Origin of the sequence: Streptomyces sp. NPDC052682, from assembly GCF_040678435.1 — a bacterium.
In the GTDB taxonomy this organism is placed as follows: Bacteria; Actinomycetota; Actinomycetes; order Streptomycetales; family Streptomycetaceae; genus Streptomyces.
In genome coordinates this window covers 37,853-52,169 of the sequence record NZ_JBFATS010000020.1, presented here as the reverse complement: position 1 = coordinate 52,169, position 14,317 = coordinate 37,853, and the positions used below count along the sequence as shown (strand labels likewise).

General features: G+C 73.5%; 16 protein-coding genes. 6 read left to right on the top strand and 10 right to left on the bottom strand.

What is annotated here, in order from left to right; translation table 11 throughout:
* The first annotated feature begins 36 nt into the window (after window positions 1–36).
* Both AB0K80_RS27865 and AB0K80_RS27860 read left to right on the top strand, forming a co-directional pair.
* Entirely contained in the window at window positions 37–666 is a 630-nt protein-coding gene (locus AB0K80_RS27865; RefSeq protein ID WP_365674254.1) for a TetR/AcrR family transcriptional regulator, read from the top strand.
* 4 nt (window positions 667–670) lie between these two features.
* On the top strand, window positions 671–1,183 hold the full coding sequence (locus AB0K80_RS27860) for a DinB family protein (protein WP_365674253.1): 513 nt from the start codon (window positions 671–673) through the stop codon (window positions 1,181–1,183).
* Between the two features lie 718 nt (window positions 1,184–1,901).
* Here AB0K80_RS27860 and AB0K80_RS27855 read toward each other — a convergent pair.
* The 5 genes from AB0K80_RS27855 to fabG all read right to left on the bottom strand — a co-directional run bounded on the left by AB0K80_RS27855 (window position 1,902) and on the right by fabG (window position 7,285).
* A complete protein-coding gene (locus AB0K80_RS27855; RefSeq protein ID WP_365674250.1) occupies window positions 1,902–2,432 on the bottom strand; it encodes a hypothetical protein in 531 nt (176 codons plus the stop codon).
* Window positions 2,433–2,569: 137 nt separating this feature from the next.
* On the bottom strand, window positions 2,570–3,253 hold the full coding sequence (ung, locus tag AB0K80_RS27850) for a uracil-DNA glycosylase (RefSeq protein WP_365674248.1): 684 nt from the start codon (window positions 3,251–3,253) through the stop codon (window positions 2,570–2,572).
* A gap of 89 nt (window positions 3,254–3,342) precedes the next feature.
* Window positions 3,343–4,929, bottom strand: coding sequence for an ABC transporter substrate-binding protein (locus AB0K80_RS27845; protein ID WP_365674246.1), 1,587 nt, complete (start codon window positions 4,927–4,929; stop codon window positions 3,343–3,345).
* An 815-nt stretch (window positions 4,930–5,744) separates the two neighbouring features.
* Window positions 5,745–6,512: an SDR family oxidoreductase gene (locus tag AB0K80_RS27840; RefSeq protein WP_365674244.1), complete on the bottom strand. Its 768-nt coding sequence runs from the start codon at window positions 6,510–6,512 to the stop codon at window positions 5,745–5,747.
* An 11-nt stretch (window positions 6,513–6,523) separates the two neighbouring features.
* Window positions 6,524–7,285, bottom strand: coding sequence for a 3-oxoacyl-ACP reductase FabG (gene fabG, locus AB0K80_RS27835; RefSeq protein WP_365674242.1), 762 nt, complete (start codon window positions 7,283–7,285; stop codon window positions 6,524–6,526).
* Between the two features lie 304 nt (window positions 7,286–7,589).
* Here fabG and AB0K80_RS27830 point away from each other — a divergent pair, with 304 nt between their 5' ends.
* The gene (locus AB0K80_RS27830; protein WP_365674241.1) at window positions 7,590–8,075 is read left to right on the top strand and encodes an excalibur calcium-binding protein; all 486 of its coding nucleotides are present in this window, start codon (window positions 7,590–7,592) and stop codon (window positions 8,073–8,075) included.
* Window positions 8,076–8,097: 22 nt separating this feature from the next.
* Here the strand turns inward: AB0K80_RS27830 and AB0K80_RS27825 are convergent, their stop codons facing one another.
* Together AB0K80_RS27825 and AB0K80_RS27820 are read right to left on the bottom strand one after the other, a co-directional pair.
* Complete coding sequence (locus tag AB0K80_RS27825; RefSeq protein ID WP_365674238.1) at window positions 8,098–8,514, bottom strand: DUF3037 domain-containing protein; 417 nt, start codon at window positions 8,512–8,514, stop codon at window positions 8,098–8,100.
* A complete protein-coding gene (locus AB0K80_RS27820; protein ID WP_365674236.1) occupies window positions 8,511–9,275 on the bottom strand; it encodes a HipA family kinase in 765 nt (254 codons plus the stop codon). Before AB0K80_RS27820 ends, AB0K80_RS27825 begins: the two co-directional genes overlap by 4 nt.
* A 197-nt stretch (window positions 9,276–9,472) precedes the next feature.
* On the opposite strand from AB0K80_RS27820, the gene AB0K80_RS27815 reads away from it, so the two are divergent.
* Window positions 9,473–9,967 carry a Rieske (2Fe-2S) protein gene (locus AB0K80_RS27815; protein WP_365674234.1) on the top strand — a complete coding sequence of 165 codons (495 nt, stop codon included), beginning with the start codon at window positions 9,473–9,475 and terminating at the stop codon, window positions 9,965–9,967.
* A gap of 121 nt (window positions 9,968–10,088) precedes the next feature.
* On the top strand, window positions 10,089–10,559 hold the full coding sequence (locus AB0K80_RS27810; RefSeq protein WP_365674394.1) for a pyridoxamine 5'-phosphate oxidase family protein: 471 nt from the start codon (window positions 10,089–10,091) through the stop codon (window positions 10,557–10,559).
* Here AB0K80_RS27810 and AB0K80_RS27805 read toward each other — a convergent pair.
* The gene (locus AB0K80_RS27805; RefSeq protein ID WP_365674232.1) at window positions 10,556–11,521 is read right to left on the bottom strand and encodes a LysR family transcriptional regulator; all 966 of its coding nucleotides are present in this window, start codon (window positions 11,519–11,521) and stop codon (window positions 10,556–10,558) included. The two genes, AB0K80_RS27810 and AB0K80_RS27805, sit on opposite strands and share 4 nt — an antisense overlap.
* 74 nt (window positions 11,522–11,595) lie before the next feature.
* Between AB0K80_RS27805 and AB0K80_RS27800 the strand changes: the two genes are divergently transcribed.
* Window positions 11,596–12,543 (top strand): DMT family transporter, encoded by a 948-nt coding sequence (locus AB0K80_RS27800; protein WP_365674230.1) that lies wholly within the window; start codon window positions 11,596–11,598, stop codon window positions 12,541–12,543.
* A 45-nt stretch (window positions 12,544–12,588) separates the two neighbouring features.
* Here AB0K80_RS27800 and AB0K80_RS27795 read toward each other — a convergent pair whose 3' ends face one another.
* Window positions 12,589–12,921, bottom strand: coding sequence for a glyoxalase superfamily protein (locus tag AB0K80_RS27795; RefSeq protein WP_365674228.1), 333 nt, complete (start codon window positions 12,919–12,921; stop codon window positions 12,589–12,591).
* Between the two features lie 29 nt (window positions 12,922–12,950).
* Window positions 12,951–14,282 carry an aminotransferase class I/II-fold pyridoxal phosphate-dependent enzyme gene (locus tag AB0K80_RS27790; protein WP_365674226.1) on the bottom strand — a complete coding sequence of 444 codons (1,332 nt, stop codon included), beginning with the start codon at window positions 14,280–14,282 and terminating at the stop codon, window positions 12,951–12,953.
* Window positions 14,283–14,317 lie beyond the last annotated feature (35 nt).

Sequence of the window (14,317 nt, the reverse complement as noted above, 5' to 3'; positions counted from 1 at the left end):
TACTACAGCTGTAGTCCGGAGGATAGGTTGGACGCCATGTCCGTACGCACCTCAGGCGCCTCCCGCGCCGACCTCGTCGCCGACACCGCCCTAGCCCTGCTCGCCGAGCGCGGGATGCGCGGGCTCACCCACCGGGCGGTGGACGAGGCGGCGGGGCTGCCGCAGGGCTCCACCTCCAACCTGGCGCGGACCCGGCAGGCACTGCTGGAGCTGGCGGTGCGGCGGCTGGCCGACCGGGAGGCGCGGGTTCTCGCGCTGCACGAGATGCCGGACCCGCGGGCCGGGCTCGGGCCCCTCGTGGACGCGCTGGCCCTGGCGACGCACCGGGCCCTGACCCGCCACCGGGACCTGACGCTGGCCCGCTACGAGTTGGCCCTGGAGGCGACGCGCCGCCCGGAGCTGCGGGCCTACTTCGACGCGGCGGGCGCCCGCTTCCGCGAGCAGTTGGCCGGGCTGGTCACCGCGATGGGCTCCACCGCCCCCGACCGGCACGTGCTGTCCCTGGTGGCCTGGGCGGACGGGCTGATGTTCTCCTGCGTGGCCGGGGGGTTCAGCACACGGACGCCGGGCCTGGAGGACATCCGGGCGAGTCTGCGGGAGCTGCTGGAGGGGATGCGCGGCCGGGGAAAAACTCCTGGTGCCGCCGGGATCACGGGGAAAGGATGACGGTATGACGATCGAACGCCGTAGGCCCGACCCGACCGCCGACGAACGCACCATGCTGGAGGGGTGGCTGGAGTTCCACCGGCAGACCTTGGCGTGGAAGTGCGAGGGGCTGAGCGACGAGCAGCTCAGGACCGCCTCCGCGGAGCCCTCCGACCTGTCCCTGATGGGGCTCGTCCGGCACATGGCGGACGTGGAACGCAGCTGGTTCCGCCGGGTGCTCGCGGGCGAGGACGCACCGCCGCTCTTCTACGGTGAGGAGGACCTGGACGGCGAGTTCCACCTCACCGGGAAGGACACCTGGCAGGAGGCGCACACCACCTGGCAGGCCGAGATCGAGGCCGCCCGGAGCATCGCGGCCCGCTTCGGCCTGGACGACATCTCGAAGGGCCGGCACCGGCACACCGGCGAGCGCTACAACCTGCGCTGGATCTACACCCACATGATCGAGGAGTACGCCCGGCACAACGGCCACGCCGACCTGATCCGCGAGCGCATCGACGGCGCCACCGGCGAGTGACGTCAGCCCCGGCCCCGTCAGGCCCCTCGTACGGGGCCGGAGATCACCCGTGCGGGGCATTCCGCGCCCGTCCGCCGCGCTGCCCGGACCGGGAGCCAGCAGAGTGGCGCGGGTGCATCGAACGACGACCACAGCAACACTCCTCGTGACCGTGGCGGTCTCGGCCCTCGCGGGCTGTACGACGGTGCCGCGTCCCGCCGCTCCCGGCCCGTCGGCGGCGCCGTCCCAGCCGCCCGCCCCGCGCACGGACGGCCGGCGGGAGACGCGCGTCGTGCAGGCCCCGGCCCGGGAGGCCCTGGCACGCATCGGCCCGCCCCGGCCCTCCGAGCCGACCGCGCCCACCCCCGGCCGCACCCCTCGGGCGGAGCCCGCACCGACGTGGCACCGGCCGTCGCAACACCAGGGCCGCGGCCCCCGGACAGCACACCCGACACCCCGCACACCCGACGCCGGGCGCACGCACCCGAGGCAGCCGCGGGCCCAGATCCCCGCCGTCCCGGAACCGGTACGCCGCGATGTCCAGCGCCACCTCCCCGAGCACGCGGACGTGTGCGCCCTGGGCAGGAAGTACGGAGGGTGGCGCCCCGACAGCCCCGAAGCGAGGATCTGCCGGCAGACGTACGGCCGGTGAGCGCAGCACACTGCGGTGACGAGGTCTGACGGAGGCCTGTTGCGGGCGGGGCGGGCGTCGAACGCGGCCCGCCCCCGCCCGGCCTCCCTACGGCCGTTGCCTCGGTGGCCCCCACGTGCCTCTGCCCCTGTACTCGCCCCCGCCCCCGCCCGCGTCCAACCGCCGCTCCAGCTCCTGGATCGCGGCCCGTACGCCCTGCCCGTACCGGTCGTCGGGCAGTGCGCCGGCCGTCGCGCGGGCCCGGCGCACATGGGCGCGGGCGGCGTCGCGGCGGCCGAGTCCGGCGTAGTCCGCCGCCAGGTTCAGGTGCAGGGACGGGTACAGCGCGCGCACGGCGGGCGAGGCCCCGACCCGCGGCCGGTCGCCGCCGGCCTCCTCCGCGGCCGCCAACGCCCGCAGGTCCCACGCCAGTGCGTCGCCCGGGTCGTCCTGTGTGCCGGCCAGGTAGTGGGCCAGCGTGCACCGGTGCAGGGGATCGCCGTGCTCACCGATCTCCGCCCACAGGTCCAGGAAGCGGCGCCGGGCCTCCTCCCGGTCCCCGGCGTGATGCAGCAGCACGACCTGCCCGATCCGCGTCAGCACGGCATCCGGCGCCGCCTGCTCCTGTCGCTCCGCCACCGCACCCTCCGTACCCTCCGTGCACCGCACGCGCGCGGACCGTCGGTCCCGACGCTAACGGCAGGCACCGGCCAACCGGCTCAGGCGGCGCCGGGCCGGGCCGGTGCAACGCGGTGCGGGATCGGCCCGGCGGTGGTTCAGCCCAGGTTCGGGATGGTCCAGTCGATCGGCGTGTGCCCCTGCCGGGCCACCGCCTCGTTGATCTGCGTGAACGGCCGGGAGCCGAAGAACTTCTTCGCCGACAGCGGCGAGGGGTGCGCGCCCTTGACGACCGCGTGCCGTGTCTCGTCGATCAGCGGCAGCTTCTTCTGCGCGTAGTTGCCCCACAGCACGAACACCGCCGGGTCGGGCCGCTCGGCCACCGCGCGGATCACCGCGTCGGTGAACTTCTCCCAGCCCCGGCCCTTGTGCGAGTTCGCCTCGCCGCCCCGGACCGTGAGCACCGCGTTGAGCAGCAGCACGCCCTGCCGGGCCCACGGCATCAGATAACCGTTGTCGGGGATGGGCGTGCCCAGCTCCTCGTGCATCTCCTTGTAGATGTTCCGCAGGGACGGCGGGATCTTCACCCCGGGCCGCACCGAGAAGCACAGGCCGTGGCCCTGACCCTCGCCGTGGTAGGGGTCCTGGCCGAGAATCAGGACCTTGACCTGCTCGTACGGCGTCGCCTCCAGGGCCGCGAAGACCTCCTCGCGCGGCGGGTAGACGGGACCCTTCGCCCGCTCCTCCTCGACGAACTCGGTCAGCTCCTTGAAGTAGGGCTGCTGCAGCTCGTCGCCCAGAACCCCGCGCCAGGACTCGGGCAGCATGGCGATGTCGGTCACGTCAACGTCCTCACGTGTGTGGTCACTTCCGGGCCACAGAACCTACAGGCGACCACTGACAACCGGCCCGGCGGCCGGTGCCGCCCGGCCTACCAGCTGGTCTTCCGGGACAGCTGCCACATCATCATGATGGTCGAGGGGTCCAGCGCCTGCTCCGCGCCCGAGATGTCCCGGCTGGCGGCCACGTACTGCCGGCCCTGCCACAGGGGCAGCAGCCGTGCGTCGTCCACCAGGATCCGCTGGGCCTGCTCGAACTCCTTCACCACGTTCCCGCGGTCGCTCTCACGGCGCGAGCGGGGCAGCAGGTCGCCGGTGATCTGCGGTGCCGGGTAGGGCGTGCCGAGGGCGTTCTGCTCGCCGACGAACGGGGCGATGAAGTTGTCGGCGTCGGGGAAGTCCGGGAACCAGCCGCGGCCGAACACCGGGTACTCGCCCTTCTGGTAGCCGGCCACGTACGTCTTCCAGGGGCGGCTCTTGAGGGTCACGCGGAACAGGCCCGACTGCTCGAGCTGGCGCTTCAGCTCCTGGAACTCCAGGGCGGTCTCCGAGCCGTAGCGGTCGGTGGTGTACCAGAGGGTGAGCGGGACGCGCTGGGTGATGCCGGCGTCGGCGAGGATCTTGCGGGCCTTGGAGACGCTGGGGTTGCCGTAGTCGTCGAAGAAGCCCGTGGTGTGTCCCGTCAGGCCCTTGGGGACCATCGAGTACAGCGGGTCCACGGTGTCCTTGTAGACCTTGTGGGCGATCGCCGCGCGGTCGACGACCTGGGCGATGGCCTGGCGCACCGCCTTCTTGCCCGCCCACGGGTCCTTCGGGTTGAACACCAGGTAGTTGATGTCGGTGCCGGTGCCCTCGACGAGCTGGATCTCCTCGTCCTTGGACCGCTTGCCCTGGAGGCCGATGACGTCCTCCGCGGCCAGACCGCGGTAGGTCAGGTCGATCTCCTTGTCCCGCAGGGCCCTGACCATCGCGGCGGAGTCGTGGAAGTAGCGGACGGTCACCGCGGTGTTCTTGAGCTCCGCGTCGCCCTTGTAGCGGTCGTTCTTGACGAGTTCGGCCTTCTCGCCTTCCTCGTACGACTTCAGCGTGTACGGGCCCGAGCCGACGATGCCGTCGCCCTCGCGGACCGCGTCCGCCGGGTAGGAGCCCGGGTTCACGATCGACATGGCGGGCGTGGCGAGCACGAAGGGGAAGGTGGCGTCCGGCTTGTTCAGGCGGAAGACGACCTCGTGCTCGCTGGGTGCCTGGACCCGTTCGAGGCTGCCCAGGAGACCGGCCGGACCGCCGTTGACGTTGATCTTCCGGATCCGGTCGATGGAGTACTTGACCGCCTGCGCGTCGAGCTTGTCGCCGTTGGAGAACGTCAGGCCCTCGCGCAGCTCACAGCGGTAGACCTGGTTCGAGCTGTCGGAGAAGCCGCACTGCTCGGCGGCGTCGGGCTGGGGCGTGGTCGCCCCGACCGGGTAGCTCAGCAGCGTCTGGTAGATGTTGCGGAACAACTCCCAGGAGCTGTCCCAGGAGGCGGCAGGATCCAGCGTGCTCGGGGCACTGGTGGTGCCCAGGACGATCGGCCCCTCGTCGTCCGAGGCGTCGGACGACAGGACGCCGCACCCGGCGACCAGGGACGATATGGACGCGATGGCCGCCACCCGCCGCAGGCATCGGTTCCGGTTGAACACGCGCACGCTCCTCGATCTGCCATACCAAGGGTCGGCAGACCATACCGCAGCGTCCCGCCCTACGGTCCTCCCCGTACGTTTCTTGAGACCGGGCACACGCTGACGACGTTGTCAGCCCTTCCCGAGCGCCCTCGCGCGGCGCCCGCGCGGCGGACACCCGACACACACGGCCCGGGCTCGCCCACGCCCGTCACGACCGCCACCGAGTACGTCGCCCCCCGCCGCACGGCGGCTTCCAGGCAGACAAGGCGGCACCACGTCCGTCCCACCCGGCCCGGGCCAGCCCCCCGACTGCCGGGCCGCAGCCGGGCCGCGCCCGTACCGCGGACGATCCGGCCGGCAGGCCCGCCCGCCGTCACCGCCGCAACCGAGGAGAAGCCGGCCCAGCAGGCCGGACGGCAGCACCCGAACCCGGCGCCCGGCCCGTACGGCGGTAGCCGGACAGGCGAGGCAGCACCACCGGTCGTCAGGCCCGGGCCCACACGCCGCACACGCCCGGCCCAGCCGCCCCCGCGTCACCCCCGGGACGCCTCGCGCCCCACCATCCCCGCCGGCGGCGCGCACCCGACACACGCGGACCAGGCCCGCCCCAACTGCCGGGCCGGAGCCGGGCCGCCCCGTACTGCGGACGATCCGGCCGGCAGGCCCGCCCGCCGCGAACGCCACCGAGTACGTCGTGGACCACCGCGCTGGGCGACAGCACCCGAACCCGGCGCCCGGCCCGTACGGCGGTAGCCGGACAGGCGAGGCGGCGCCACCGGTCGTCGCGCCCGGCCCAGCCGCGCCGCACACGCCGTCCGGGACACCCCCGCGCGTCAGCCCACGCCGGCGTTGAGGAAGATGCCCCCGTCGACCACCAGCGTCTGCCCGGTGACCCAGTCGGACTGCTCCGACGTGAGGAACGCGGCGGCGCCGCCGATGTCGGCGGGTACGCCGAGGCGGCCCAGGGGGTAGGCCGCGGCGGCCTCCGCCTCCCGGCCCTCGTACAGGGCCTGGGCGAACTTGGTCTTCACCACCGCCGGCGCGATCGCGTTGACCCGCACCCTGGGCGCGAACTCGTGGGCGAGCTGCACCGTGAGGTTGATCATCGCGGCCTTGCTGATGCCGTACGCGCCGATGAACGGCGAGGCCGACAGCCCTGCCACGGAGGCGATGTTGACGATCGCGCCGCCGTGGTCCTTCTGCCAGGCGTGCCAGGTCTTCTGGGCGAAGCCGAGGGCCGAGACCACGTTGGTCTCGAACACCTTGCGCGCCACGTCCAGGTCGAGGTCCGCGATCGGCCCGAACACCGGGTTCGTGCCCGCGTTGTTGACCAGGAAGTCGACGCGGCCGAAGGCCTCCATCGTGCGTTCGACGGCGAGGGCCTGATGCGCCTCGTCGTGGGCCTTGCCCGCGACGTAGACGGCCCGGTCGGCGCCGAGCCTCTCGACGGCCTCCTTCAGGGCGTCCTCGCCCCGGCCGGTGAGGCACACCCGGTCGCCCCGCGCCACGAGGGCCTCGGCGACGCCGTAGCCGATGCCGCGGCTGGCGCCGGTGATCAGGGCGACCTTGCCCGACAGCTCGGGTCGTGCGCTGGAAGTCATGTCCGTGCCCCCTAGTCGAGCGGTCCGCCGGCGACGTACAGCACCTGGCCGGAGACGAACCCGGCCGCGTCACCCGTGAAGAAGGCGATGGCGTTCGCGATGTCGTCCGGCTCCCCCACGCGCTGCACCGGGATCTGCGTCGCGGCCGCGGCCTTGAAGTCCTCGAAGCCCATGCCGACGCGCTCGGCGGTGGCCTTGGTCATCTCGGTGACGATGAAGCCGGGCGCCACCGCGTTGGCGGTGATGCCGAACTTGCCGAGTTCCTTGGCGAGGGTCTTGGTGAAGCCCTGCAGGCCCGCCTTGGCGGCCGAGTAGTTGGCCTGGCCGCGGTTGCCCAGCGCGGAGGACGAGGACAGGTTGACGATCCGCCCGAAGCCCGCGTCGACCATGTGCTTCTGGCAGGCCCGCGACATCAGGAAGGCGCCGCGCAGGTGCACGTTCATGACGGTGTCCCAGTCGGAGACGCTCATCTTGAACAGCAGGTTGTCGCGCAGCACGCCCGCGTTGTTCACGAGGATGGTGGGCGCGCCGAGCTCCTCGGCGATGCGCGCGACGGCCGCCTCGACCTGCGCCTCGTCGGAGACGTCGCAGCCGACCGCGATGGCCCGGCCACCGGCGGAGGTGATCTTCTCGACGGTGTCCTTGCAGGCGGTCTCGTCGAGGTCGATCACCGCGACGGCCCGGCCCTCGGCGGCCAGGCGTACGGCGGTGGCGGCGCCGATGCCGCGCGCGGCACCGGTGACGACGGCGACCCGCTGCTCAGTGGTGGACATGGCTGCTTCTCCTCGCCCTTGGGATGCGGCTCCACGGCCCGCTCATCGGTGAGCGACCGCTTAGTACCTTCAGCAGACGTGACGCTAGAAGCCCTGGCACGCGGTGTCAACGGCCCACCGTGGTGTGTGATCCATTCCCCGCGCGACCGGTCCTCGAGCATGCCGCCTCCGCCGGCCGCCGTCCCGCTCCGGCGCCTGCGTACGGCACCCGATCGGCCTACGGCCGCGCGCCGCCGCGGCGCGCGGCCCCTAGCGTCGAAGCGCGGGCCATCGAGGGCCGGCACGTCCGGGAAGGAGGCGCTCCATGCGCTGTCGCACCGCTGCCGCCGGAACGCTGTTCGCGATCGCCGCTGCCGTGCCGTTGGCCGCCCCCGCTCACGCCCAGGACCTCGACTGCCGCGACTTCACCTTCCAGGAGGACGCGCAGGCCGTCTTCGACGCGGACCGCTCGGACCCCAACCGGCTCGACGAGGACCAGGGCCCCGACGACGGCGTCGCCTGCGAGGCACTGCCGCGTCGCGGCGGCGACATCTCCTTCACCATGCGTCCCACCCGCACCCCGACGCCGACCACCGCGCCTACCGCGACGCCCACCACCGCCCCCACCGCCACGCGCACCACCACCCCTGCCGTCACCGTCACGCCGGCCCGGGGCGTACGGGGCGGGCTCGGCGGCGCGTCGGCCACCGGGCCGGCCGACTGGGACATCGCCATCGGCCTGGCCTTCGTCACGGGCGCCGTCCTGACGACCGGCTACCTGGTGAAACGCCGCGGGCGCCGCAGGAGCTGACGTACCGCCGCCGCGGGGCGCCTCACCGCACCAGCAGGTCCACCAGCCGCTCCAGCTCGGCCGCCGGGTCGGCGGTGAGACCGGTGTGCACGGGTCCGGGCTGGACGACGGTGGAGCGGGGCGCGATCAGCCAGCGGAAGCGCCGCCCGGCGTCGTCCCGCGCGGCCTGCCCGGCCGCGTCCCCGCCCTGGCACACCCCTTCGACGGCGCGCAGCGCGGCCCGTACCCCGGCCACGTCCGCGTCCGGGTCGAGGGCGAGCAGCCGGCCTTCGTCGAGATGGGTGCGCGCGCCGACGTAGGCCTGGGCACGGCAGTACACGAGCACCCCGGCGTTGATGCACTCGCCCCGCTCGATGCGAGGGACGACCCGCAGCAGCGCGTACTCGAAGAGGTCGCGGCCGCCGCCCTGCCCGGCCCTGATGATGTGGCGCTCGGTCACCTGACCCCCTGGATGCGTTCGTGGATGACGGCGGCGCGGGCCAGCAGGGGGCGCGCGTAGGCCCGCCGGAGGTCGTCCGGCGTGGCGAAGCCGGGTTCGCCGGTGAGCCAGGCGTCGGGTACCGCGGCGGTGACCTCGGCCAGCAGTTCCTCGGTGACCAGCGGTGCGAGAGCCTCCGCGGCCGCGGCGACGTCCGGTGCGAACGGCTGGAGGGCGTGGTCGGAGGCGTCGTACGGGCGCGCGGCGGAGGCCGGGGCGCCCGGCCAGTTGTGGTGCCAGATCATGGTGGCCCCGTGGTCGATCAGCCACACCTCGCCCCGCCGCACCAGCAGGTTGGGGTTGCGCCAGGAGCGGTCGACGTTGTTCACCAGGGCGTCGAACCAGACGATCCGCCCGGCCTCCTCGGGCCCCACCTCGAAGGCGAGGGGATCGAAGCCGAGCGCCCCGGAGAGGAAGTCCATGCCGAGGTTGGTGCCGCCGCTGGACTTCAGCAGCTCCTGCACCTCCTGGTCGGGCTCGCCCAGCCCCAGCACCGGGTCCAGCTCGATCGTGACCAGCCTCGGCACCCGCAGGCCCAGCCGGCGGGCCAGTTCCCCGCAGACGACCTCGGCGACGAGCGTCTTGCGGCCCTGCCCGGCGCCGCTGAACTTCAGGACGTACGTGCCGTACGTTCCGCCGTCGTCGGCCTCGACGAGTCCCGGCAGCGAGCCGCCCTCGCGCAGCGGCGCGATGTAGCGGGTCGCGATGACTTCCTTGAGCATCGCCCCAGGTTACTGACGTGGGCGGAGGTGCCGGAGGCGGCCCCGCGGGCGGTGCGCGGCGCCGACAGCGAACCGACAGCTGTGTTTTACCCGCCTCTCACCGCGCAGGGGCGAGGATTTCGGGACCGTCTGAACAGGCGGCTCGCCGGGACCGTACCTCCCGGCAGATCACGTCACCTCCCGAAGGGAACGTCAGCATGACCAGCGCATCGATCCAGCCCGAGTCCGGACCGGCCCGTCGCACCGTCATGGCGGCAGCCGGAGCGGCGGGGCTCGCCATCGCGCTGACCGCGTGCGGCGGCTCGGACGACAACGCGGGTTCGTCCGCCTCCGCCGGCTCCTCCGGCAGCCCGCAGGGCGGCGGCAGCACGGGCGGCGACGCGGCGGGCGGCGGCGCCGCGTCCGGTGCGGCGCTGGCGAAGACGGCCGACATCCCCGAGGGCGGCGGGAAGGTGTTCGCCGACCAGAAGGTGGTCGTCACCCAGCCGACGGCCGGTGAGTTCAAGGCCTTCTCGGCCATCTGCACCCACCAGGGCTGCCCGGTGAAGAGCATCGAGAACGGCGTCATCAACTGCCCTTGTCACAACAGCAACTTCTCCATCACGGACGGCAGTGTGAAGAGCGGTCCGGCGACCAAGCCGCTGCCCGCCCGGCAGATCACCGTCAGCGGGGACTCGATCACGCTCGCCTGAGCGCACGGCGCCGTCCCCGGACGGGCGCCGGTGCGGGTGCCGGACAGTTCTGACAGCAGGTCAGGGGTCTTTCCTCTGGCGCGAGGTGGGAGCACGCATGACCGTGGCAGAGGGGGACCGTATGACCGTCACGTCGCAGCGCCGTGGCCGGCGGATCATGATGACACCGGGTGAGCTGGACGCGTTCCTCACCGCCCAGCGCACCTGCCGGGTCGCCACGGTGTCCGGGGACGGCGCGCCGCACGTGAGCGCGCTGTGGTTCGCCTGGGACGGCACCTCGATGTGGCTGTACTCCGTGGTGCGCAGCAAGCGGTGGGCCGACCTGCGGCGCGATCCGCGCGTGGCGATCGTGGTGGACAGCGGCGAGGAGTACGACCAGTTGCGCGGGGTCGAGCTGTCCGGCCGGGCGGAGTTCGTCGGGGAGATCCCCCGGACCGGCGAACTGAGGGCCGAACTGGACGTCCCCGAGATGCTGTTCGCCCGTAAGTACTTCGGCCTGGAGGAGCTGCCGCACGACGGCCGGCACGCCTGGCTGCGGCTCACCCCGGAGAAGATCGTCTCCTGGGACTTCCGCAAGCTGGGGTCCGCCTAGCGCCCTGCCCCAGGCGCCTGGTCCCCTGCCCCGGGCGCCTGGGCGCGGGGCGGGGCGGGTGCGCCGATCTGCTCGCCGGCCTCGCGCAGCGCCCGCACCGCCGCGCGGATCGAGGGACGGCGGTCGGCGTCCGCGCGCCACACGACGTACACGTGCCGCCGCACCCGCTGCTTGAGCGGGACGGTCACGACCCCGGCCGGCACGGGATGGCGGCCGAGCAGCGGGGCGATGCACACGCCGAGGCCCGCGGCGACCAGGTTGAGCTGGGTGTGGGTCTCAGCGGCGCGGTGGCCGACGTTCGGCTCGATGCCCTTGGAGCGCAGGGTGAACATCAGCCACTCGTGGCAGAACTCCCCCTCCCCCCAGGTGATCCACTCGTCGTCGGCGAACTCGGCGAGGTCGACCTCGTCGCGCCCGGCGAGCCGGTGCCCGGCCGGCATGGCCACATCGGCGGGGTCGTCCAGGACGGCCGCCTTGACCAGGCCGTCGGGCAGCGGCATCGGCTTGTTGTACCAGTCGAGTACGACCGCCAGGTCGAGGTCGCCGCGCACCACCGCGGCGATGCCGCGCTCCGGTTCCAGCTCGCAGGAGCGCACGCGCAGCCCGGGATGCCGCTCGCGCAGGGTGGACAGGACGGTGGGGAACAGTCCGCGCGCCGCGGTCGGGAAGGCCGACATCCGCAGCTCTCCGACGACCTGCCCGCGCTGCGCCTCCAGGTCGGACTGGGCGAGCTCGACCTGGGACAGGATGCGTGCGGCGTGCTCGGAGAGCAGTTTCCCGGCGTCCGTGAGCCGCACACCCCGGCCGTTCTTGGCGAGGAGCTGCTGGCCGACCTCCCGTTCCAGCTTCGACATCTGCTGCGAGACCGCCGAGGTCGTGATGTGCAGCGCCTCGGCCGCCCCGCTGACCGAGCCGTGCCGGGCGAGGGCGTCGAGGGTGCGTAGGCGCTCCAGGTTCAACATGTAAGTGATGCTACGAGATGCCGCGTGCGAAATCTCGCTTGTACTAAGAGATCGTCTTGAGCATCGTGGGGTGCATGACCACGACCGCCCACGCCGCCGTCACCACTCCCACCCCCACCCCGGACCGCGCCCGCACCGCCGTCCGCCCCCGCCTGGACTGGCGCCTGCGCTTCGGTGTCCTGTCCCTGATCTGGGGGTTCAGCTTCCTGCTCATCAAGGTCGGCACCCAGGGATACGCGCCCTTCCAGGTCACGCTGGGCCGGCTGGTGTTCGGGACGGCGGTGCTCGCGGCCGCGATGGCGGTGAAGCGGGAGCGGCTGCCGCGCGGCGCACGCACCTGGGCGCACCTGACCGTCGCCGCGTTCCTGCTCAACGCCCTGCCGTTCTCGCTGTTCGCGTACGCCGAGCTGACCGTCCCCTCCACGCTGGCGGGCATCTGCAACGCGACCTCCCCGCTGTGGGGCATGGCGCTGTCGCTGGTGGCGCTGTCCGAGGACCGCCCGACCCGGCTGCGGGTCGCCGGGCTGGGCATCGGCTTTCTGGGGGTGCTGACGGTGCTGGGCGCCTGGCAGGGCTTCCACGGCCTGGACGCCACGGGCACGGCGATGGCCCTGCTGGCCTCGTTCAGCTACCCGGTCGGCTGGATCTACGTCCGCCGCACCCTGGCCGGCACCGGCCACTCGAACCTGTCGATGACGGGCGCGCAGCTGCTGATCGCCACGGCGCAACTGGCCGTCGTCACCCCGGTGTTCACCACGCTGCCGGCCTCGTTCCCCGTCCTGCCGCTGCTGGCGGTCGCCGCGCTGGGCGCGCTGGGGACCGGCCTGGCCGTCCTCGTCCAGTACGGCCTGGTCGCCGAGGTCGGCCCGACCACGGCCCAGATGGTCACGTACTTCATCCCCGTCATCGCCACGGCCGCGGGCGTGGCGATCCTCGGCGAGTCGCTGACCTGGTCCACCCCGGTCGGCGCGGTGATCGTCCTGGCGGGCGCGGCCCTGACCCAGGCCAGGACGCGGCGCTGACCGCAGCCCCGGGCCCCGATGCGACACCCGGGCCGCTCCACGGGGTCACCCCAGCGGCGTCCCGACCCGCAGCCGGTTGCCGTCGGGGTCGCGGAGCTCGGTCTCCCGCGCCCAGGGCTTGTTCTCCACGGGCACCGCGAACTCGGCGGCCACGGCGTCCACATCGGCCACCCGCAGGTAGACCAGCGTGTCCGGCCGGGCGTCCCCGGTGTGCTCGGACAGGAACAGCCGTACCCGCCCGCGTGCCACCTCCACGAAGGCCGGCAGCCCCGGCTCGAAGCGGTGTTCCCACTGCTGGACGAAGCCCAGCCTCCCGTACCACCGCACGGCCACGGCGGCGTCGGCCACCCGCAGCAGCGGGATCGCTTCCTCAACCATGGCGGAATGCTCCCCGCACCGCCCCCTCCTCAGACATAGGCCCGCGCCGGCGCCGGCCCGACCGCCGCGGCGATGGCGTCCGCCAAGGGACCGATCTCGTCCTGCGTCAGCGACGAGACGGTGACCCGGATGCCCGGGGGCGCGCTCATCCGGAAGCGGGCCCCGGGCGCGACGGCCCAGCCGGCGTGCAGCAGCCGGGCGACCGCGCCCGTCTCGTCCGGCACGGGCACCCACACGTTCATGCCGCTGCGCCCGTGCGCCGCGATCCCGCGCCGCGCGAGCGCGCCGATCAGCGCCTCCCGGCGCCGCCCGTACGCGGCCGCCACCGCCCGGCCGTCCACAGCGTGGTCGGCCCACAGCCGTACCACGGCCCGCTGGGTCAGCCGGCTCACCCAGCCGGGCCCGAGGCGCTGCCGGCCGCGGACCCGGTCGACGGTGACGGCGTCCCCGGTGAGCACGGCGAGCCGCAGGTCCGGGCCGTAGGCCTTGGCCACCGAGCGGACGAACGCCCAGTGGCGGGTGGCTCCGGCGAGGGGGTGCAGGGGCAGCTCGACGATGCCGTGGCCGTGGTCGTCCTCGATGAGGAGGGTCCCGGGGTACTCCGCGAGCACGGACCGCAGCGCCCGCGCGCGCGGGGCGCTCAGCACCGCGCCGGTGGGGTTCTGCGCCCGGTCCGTGACGATCAGGGCGCGGGCGCCCCGCGCCAGGGCCTCGCGCACCTCACCGGCGAGCGGACCCTCGTCGTCGACGCCCACCGGGACGGTGCGCAGTCCGAGCGCCGGGACGAGGTCGAAGGTCCTGCCCCAGCCGGGGTCCTCCACGGCGACGGTGTCTCCGGGTTTCAGGTGAGCCGCGAGCACCCGCTCGACACCGTCCAGCGCCCCCGAGACCACCGCGAGTGGTCCGTCCGGTACGCCGTCGGCCTCCAGCCCGGCCCGGGCCATCCGGGCGAGCTCCGGCTCCACGGGGGTGTCCCCGTACAGCACCGGGTCGCGGTCGCCCGCTTCGGCCGCGGCGGCGAAGGCGGGGGCCAGCGGCGGCAGCAGGGCGGGGTCGGGATTGCCGTGGGAGACGTCCCGCACGCCCTCGGGCACGTCCACGCGGATGTGGTCCCGCCCGGTCGTGGCCGGCGCGGGCCGCACCCGGCTCCCTCGCCGCCCCGCCGTCTCGATGACCCCGCGCTCGCGCAGCGTCCGGTACGCGGCCGCGACGGTGTTCGGGTTCACACCGAGCCGTGCCGCCAACTCCCGCATGGGAGGCAGCAGTTGGCCCGGCTTGAGTGCGCCTGCACCCACCGCCCGCTCGATGCTCGCGGAAATGTCCGCTGCGCGCCGCCCCTGGATCGGATACTCTCCTAGCACAAACCCAATTATGCACTAGTGCAATGGAGAGCGCC

Bases quoted from the DNA above. Each gene is read 5' to 3' on its own strand.
- AB0K80_RS27795 (WP_365674228.1), bottom strand. From the start codon at position 12,921: ATGGTTGAGGAAGCGATCCCGCTGCTGCGGGTGGCCGACGCCGCCGTG.
- fabG (WP_365674242.1), bottom strand. From the start codon at position 7,285: ATGTCCACCACTGAGCAGCGGGTCGCCGTCGTCACCGGTGCCGCGCGC.
- AB0K80_RS27810 (WP_365674394.1), top strand. From the start codon at position 10,089: ATGACCGTCACGTCGCAGCGCCGTGGCCGGCGGATCATGATGACACCG.
- AB0K80_RS27830 (WP_365674241.1), top strand. From the start codon at position 7,590: ATGCGCTGTCGCACCGCTGCCGCCGGAACGCTGTTCGCGATCGCCGCT.
- AB0K80_RS27800 (WP_365674230.1), top strand. From the start codon at position 11,596: ATGACCACGACCGCCCACGCCGCCGTCACCACTCCCACCCCCACCCCG.
- AB0K80_RS27805 (WP_365674232.1), bottom strand. From the start codon at position 11,521: ATGTTGAACCTGGAGCGCCTACGCACCCTCGACGCCCTCGCCCGGCAC.
- AB0K80_RS27840 (WP_365674244.1), bottom strand. From the start codon at position 6,512: ATGACTTCCAGCGCACGACCCGAGCTGTCGGGCAAGGTCGCCCTGATC.
- AB0K80_RS27815 (WP_365674234.1), top strand. From the start codon at position 9,473: ATGACCAGCGCATCGATCCAGCCCGAGTCCGGACCGGCCCGTCGCACC.
- AB0K80_RS27860 (WP_365674253.1), top strand. From the start codon at position 671: ATGACGATCGAACGCCGTAGGCCCGACCCGACCGCCGACGAACGCACC.
- AB0K80_RS27865 (WP_365674254.1), top strand. From the start codon at position 37: ATGTCCGTACGCACCTCAGGCGCCTCCCGCGCCGACCTCGTCGCCGAC.
- AB0K80_RS27820 (WP_365674236.1), bottom strand. From the start codon at position 9,275: ATGCTCAAGGAAGTCATCGCGACCCGCTACATCGCGCCGCTGCGCGAG.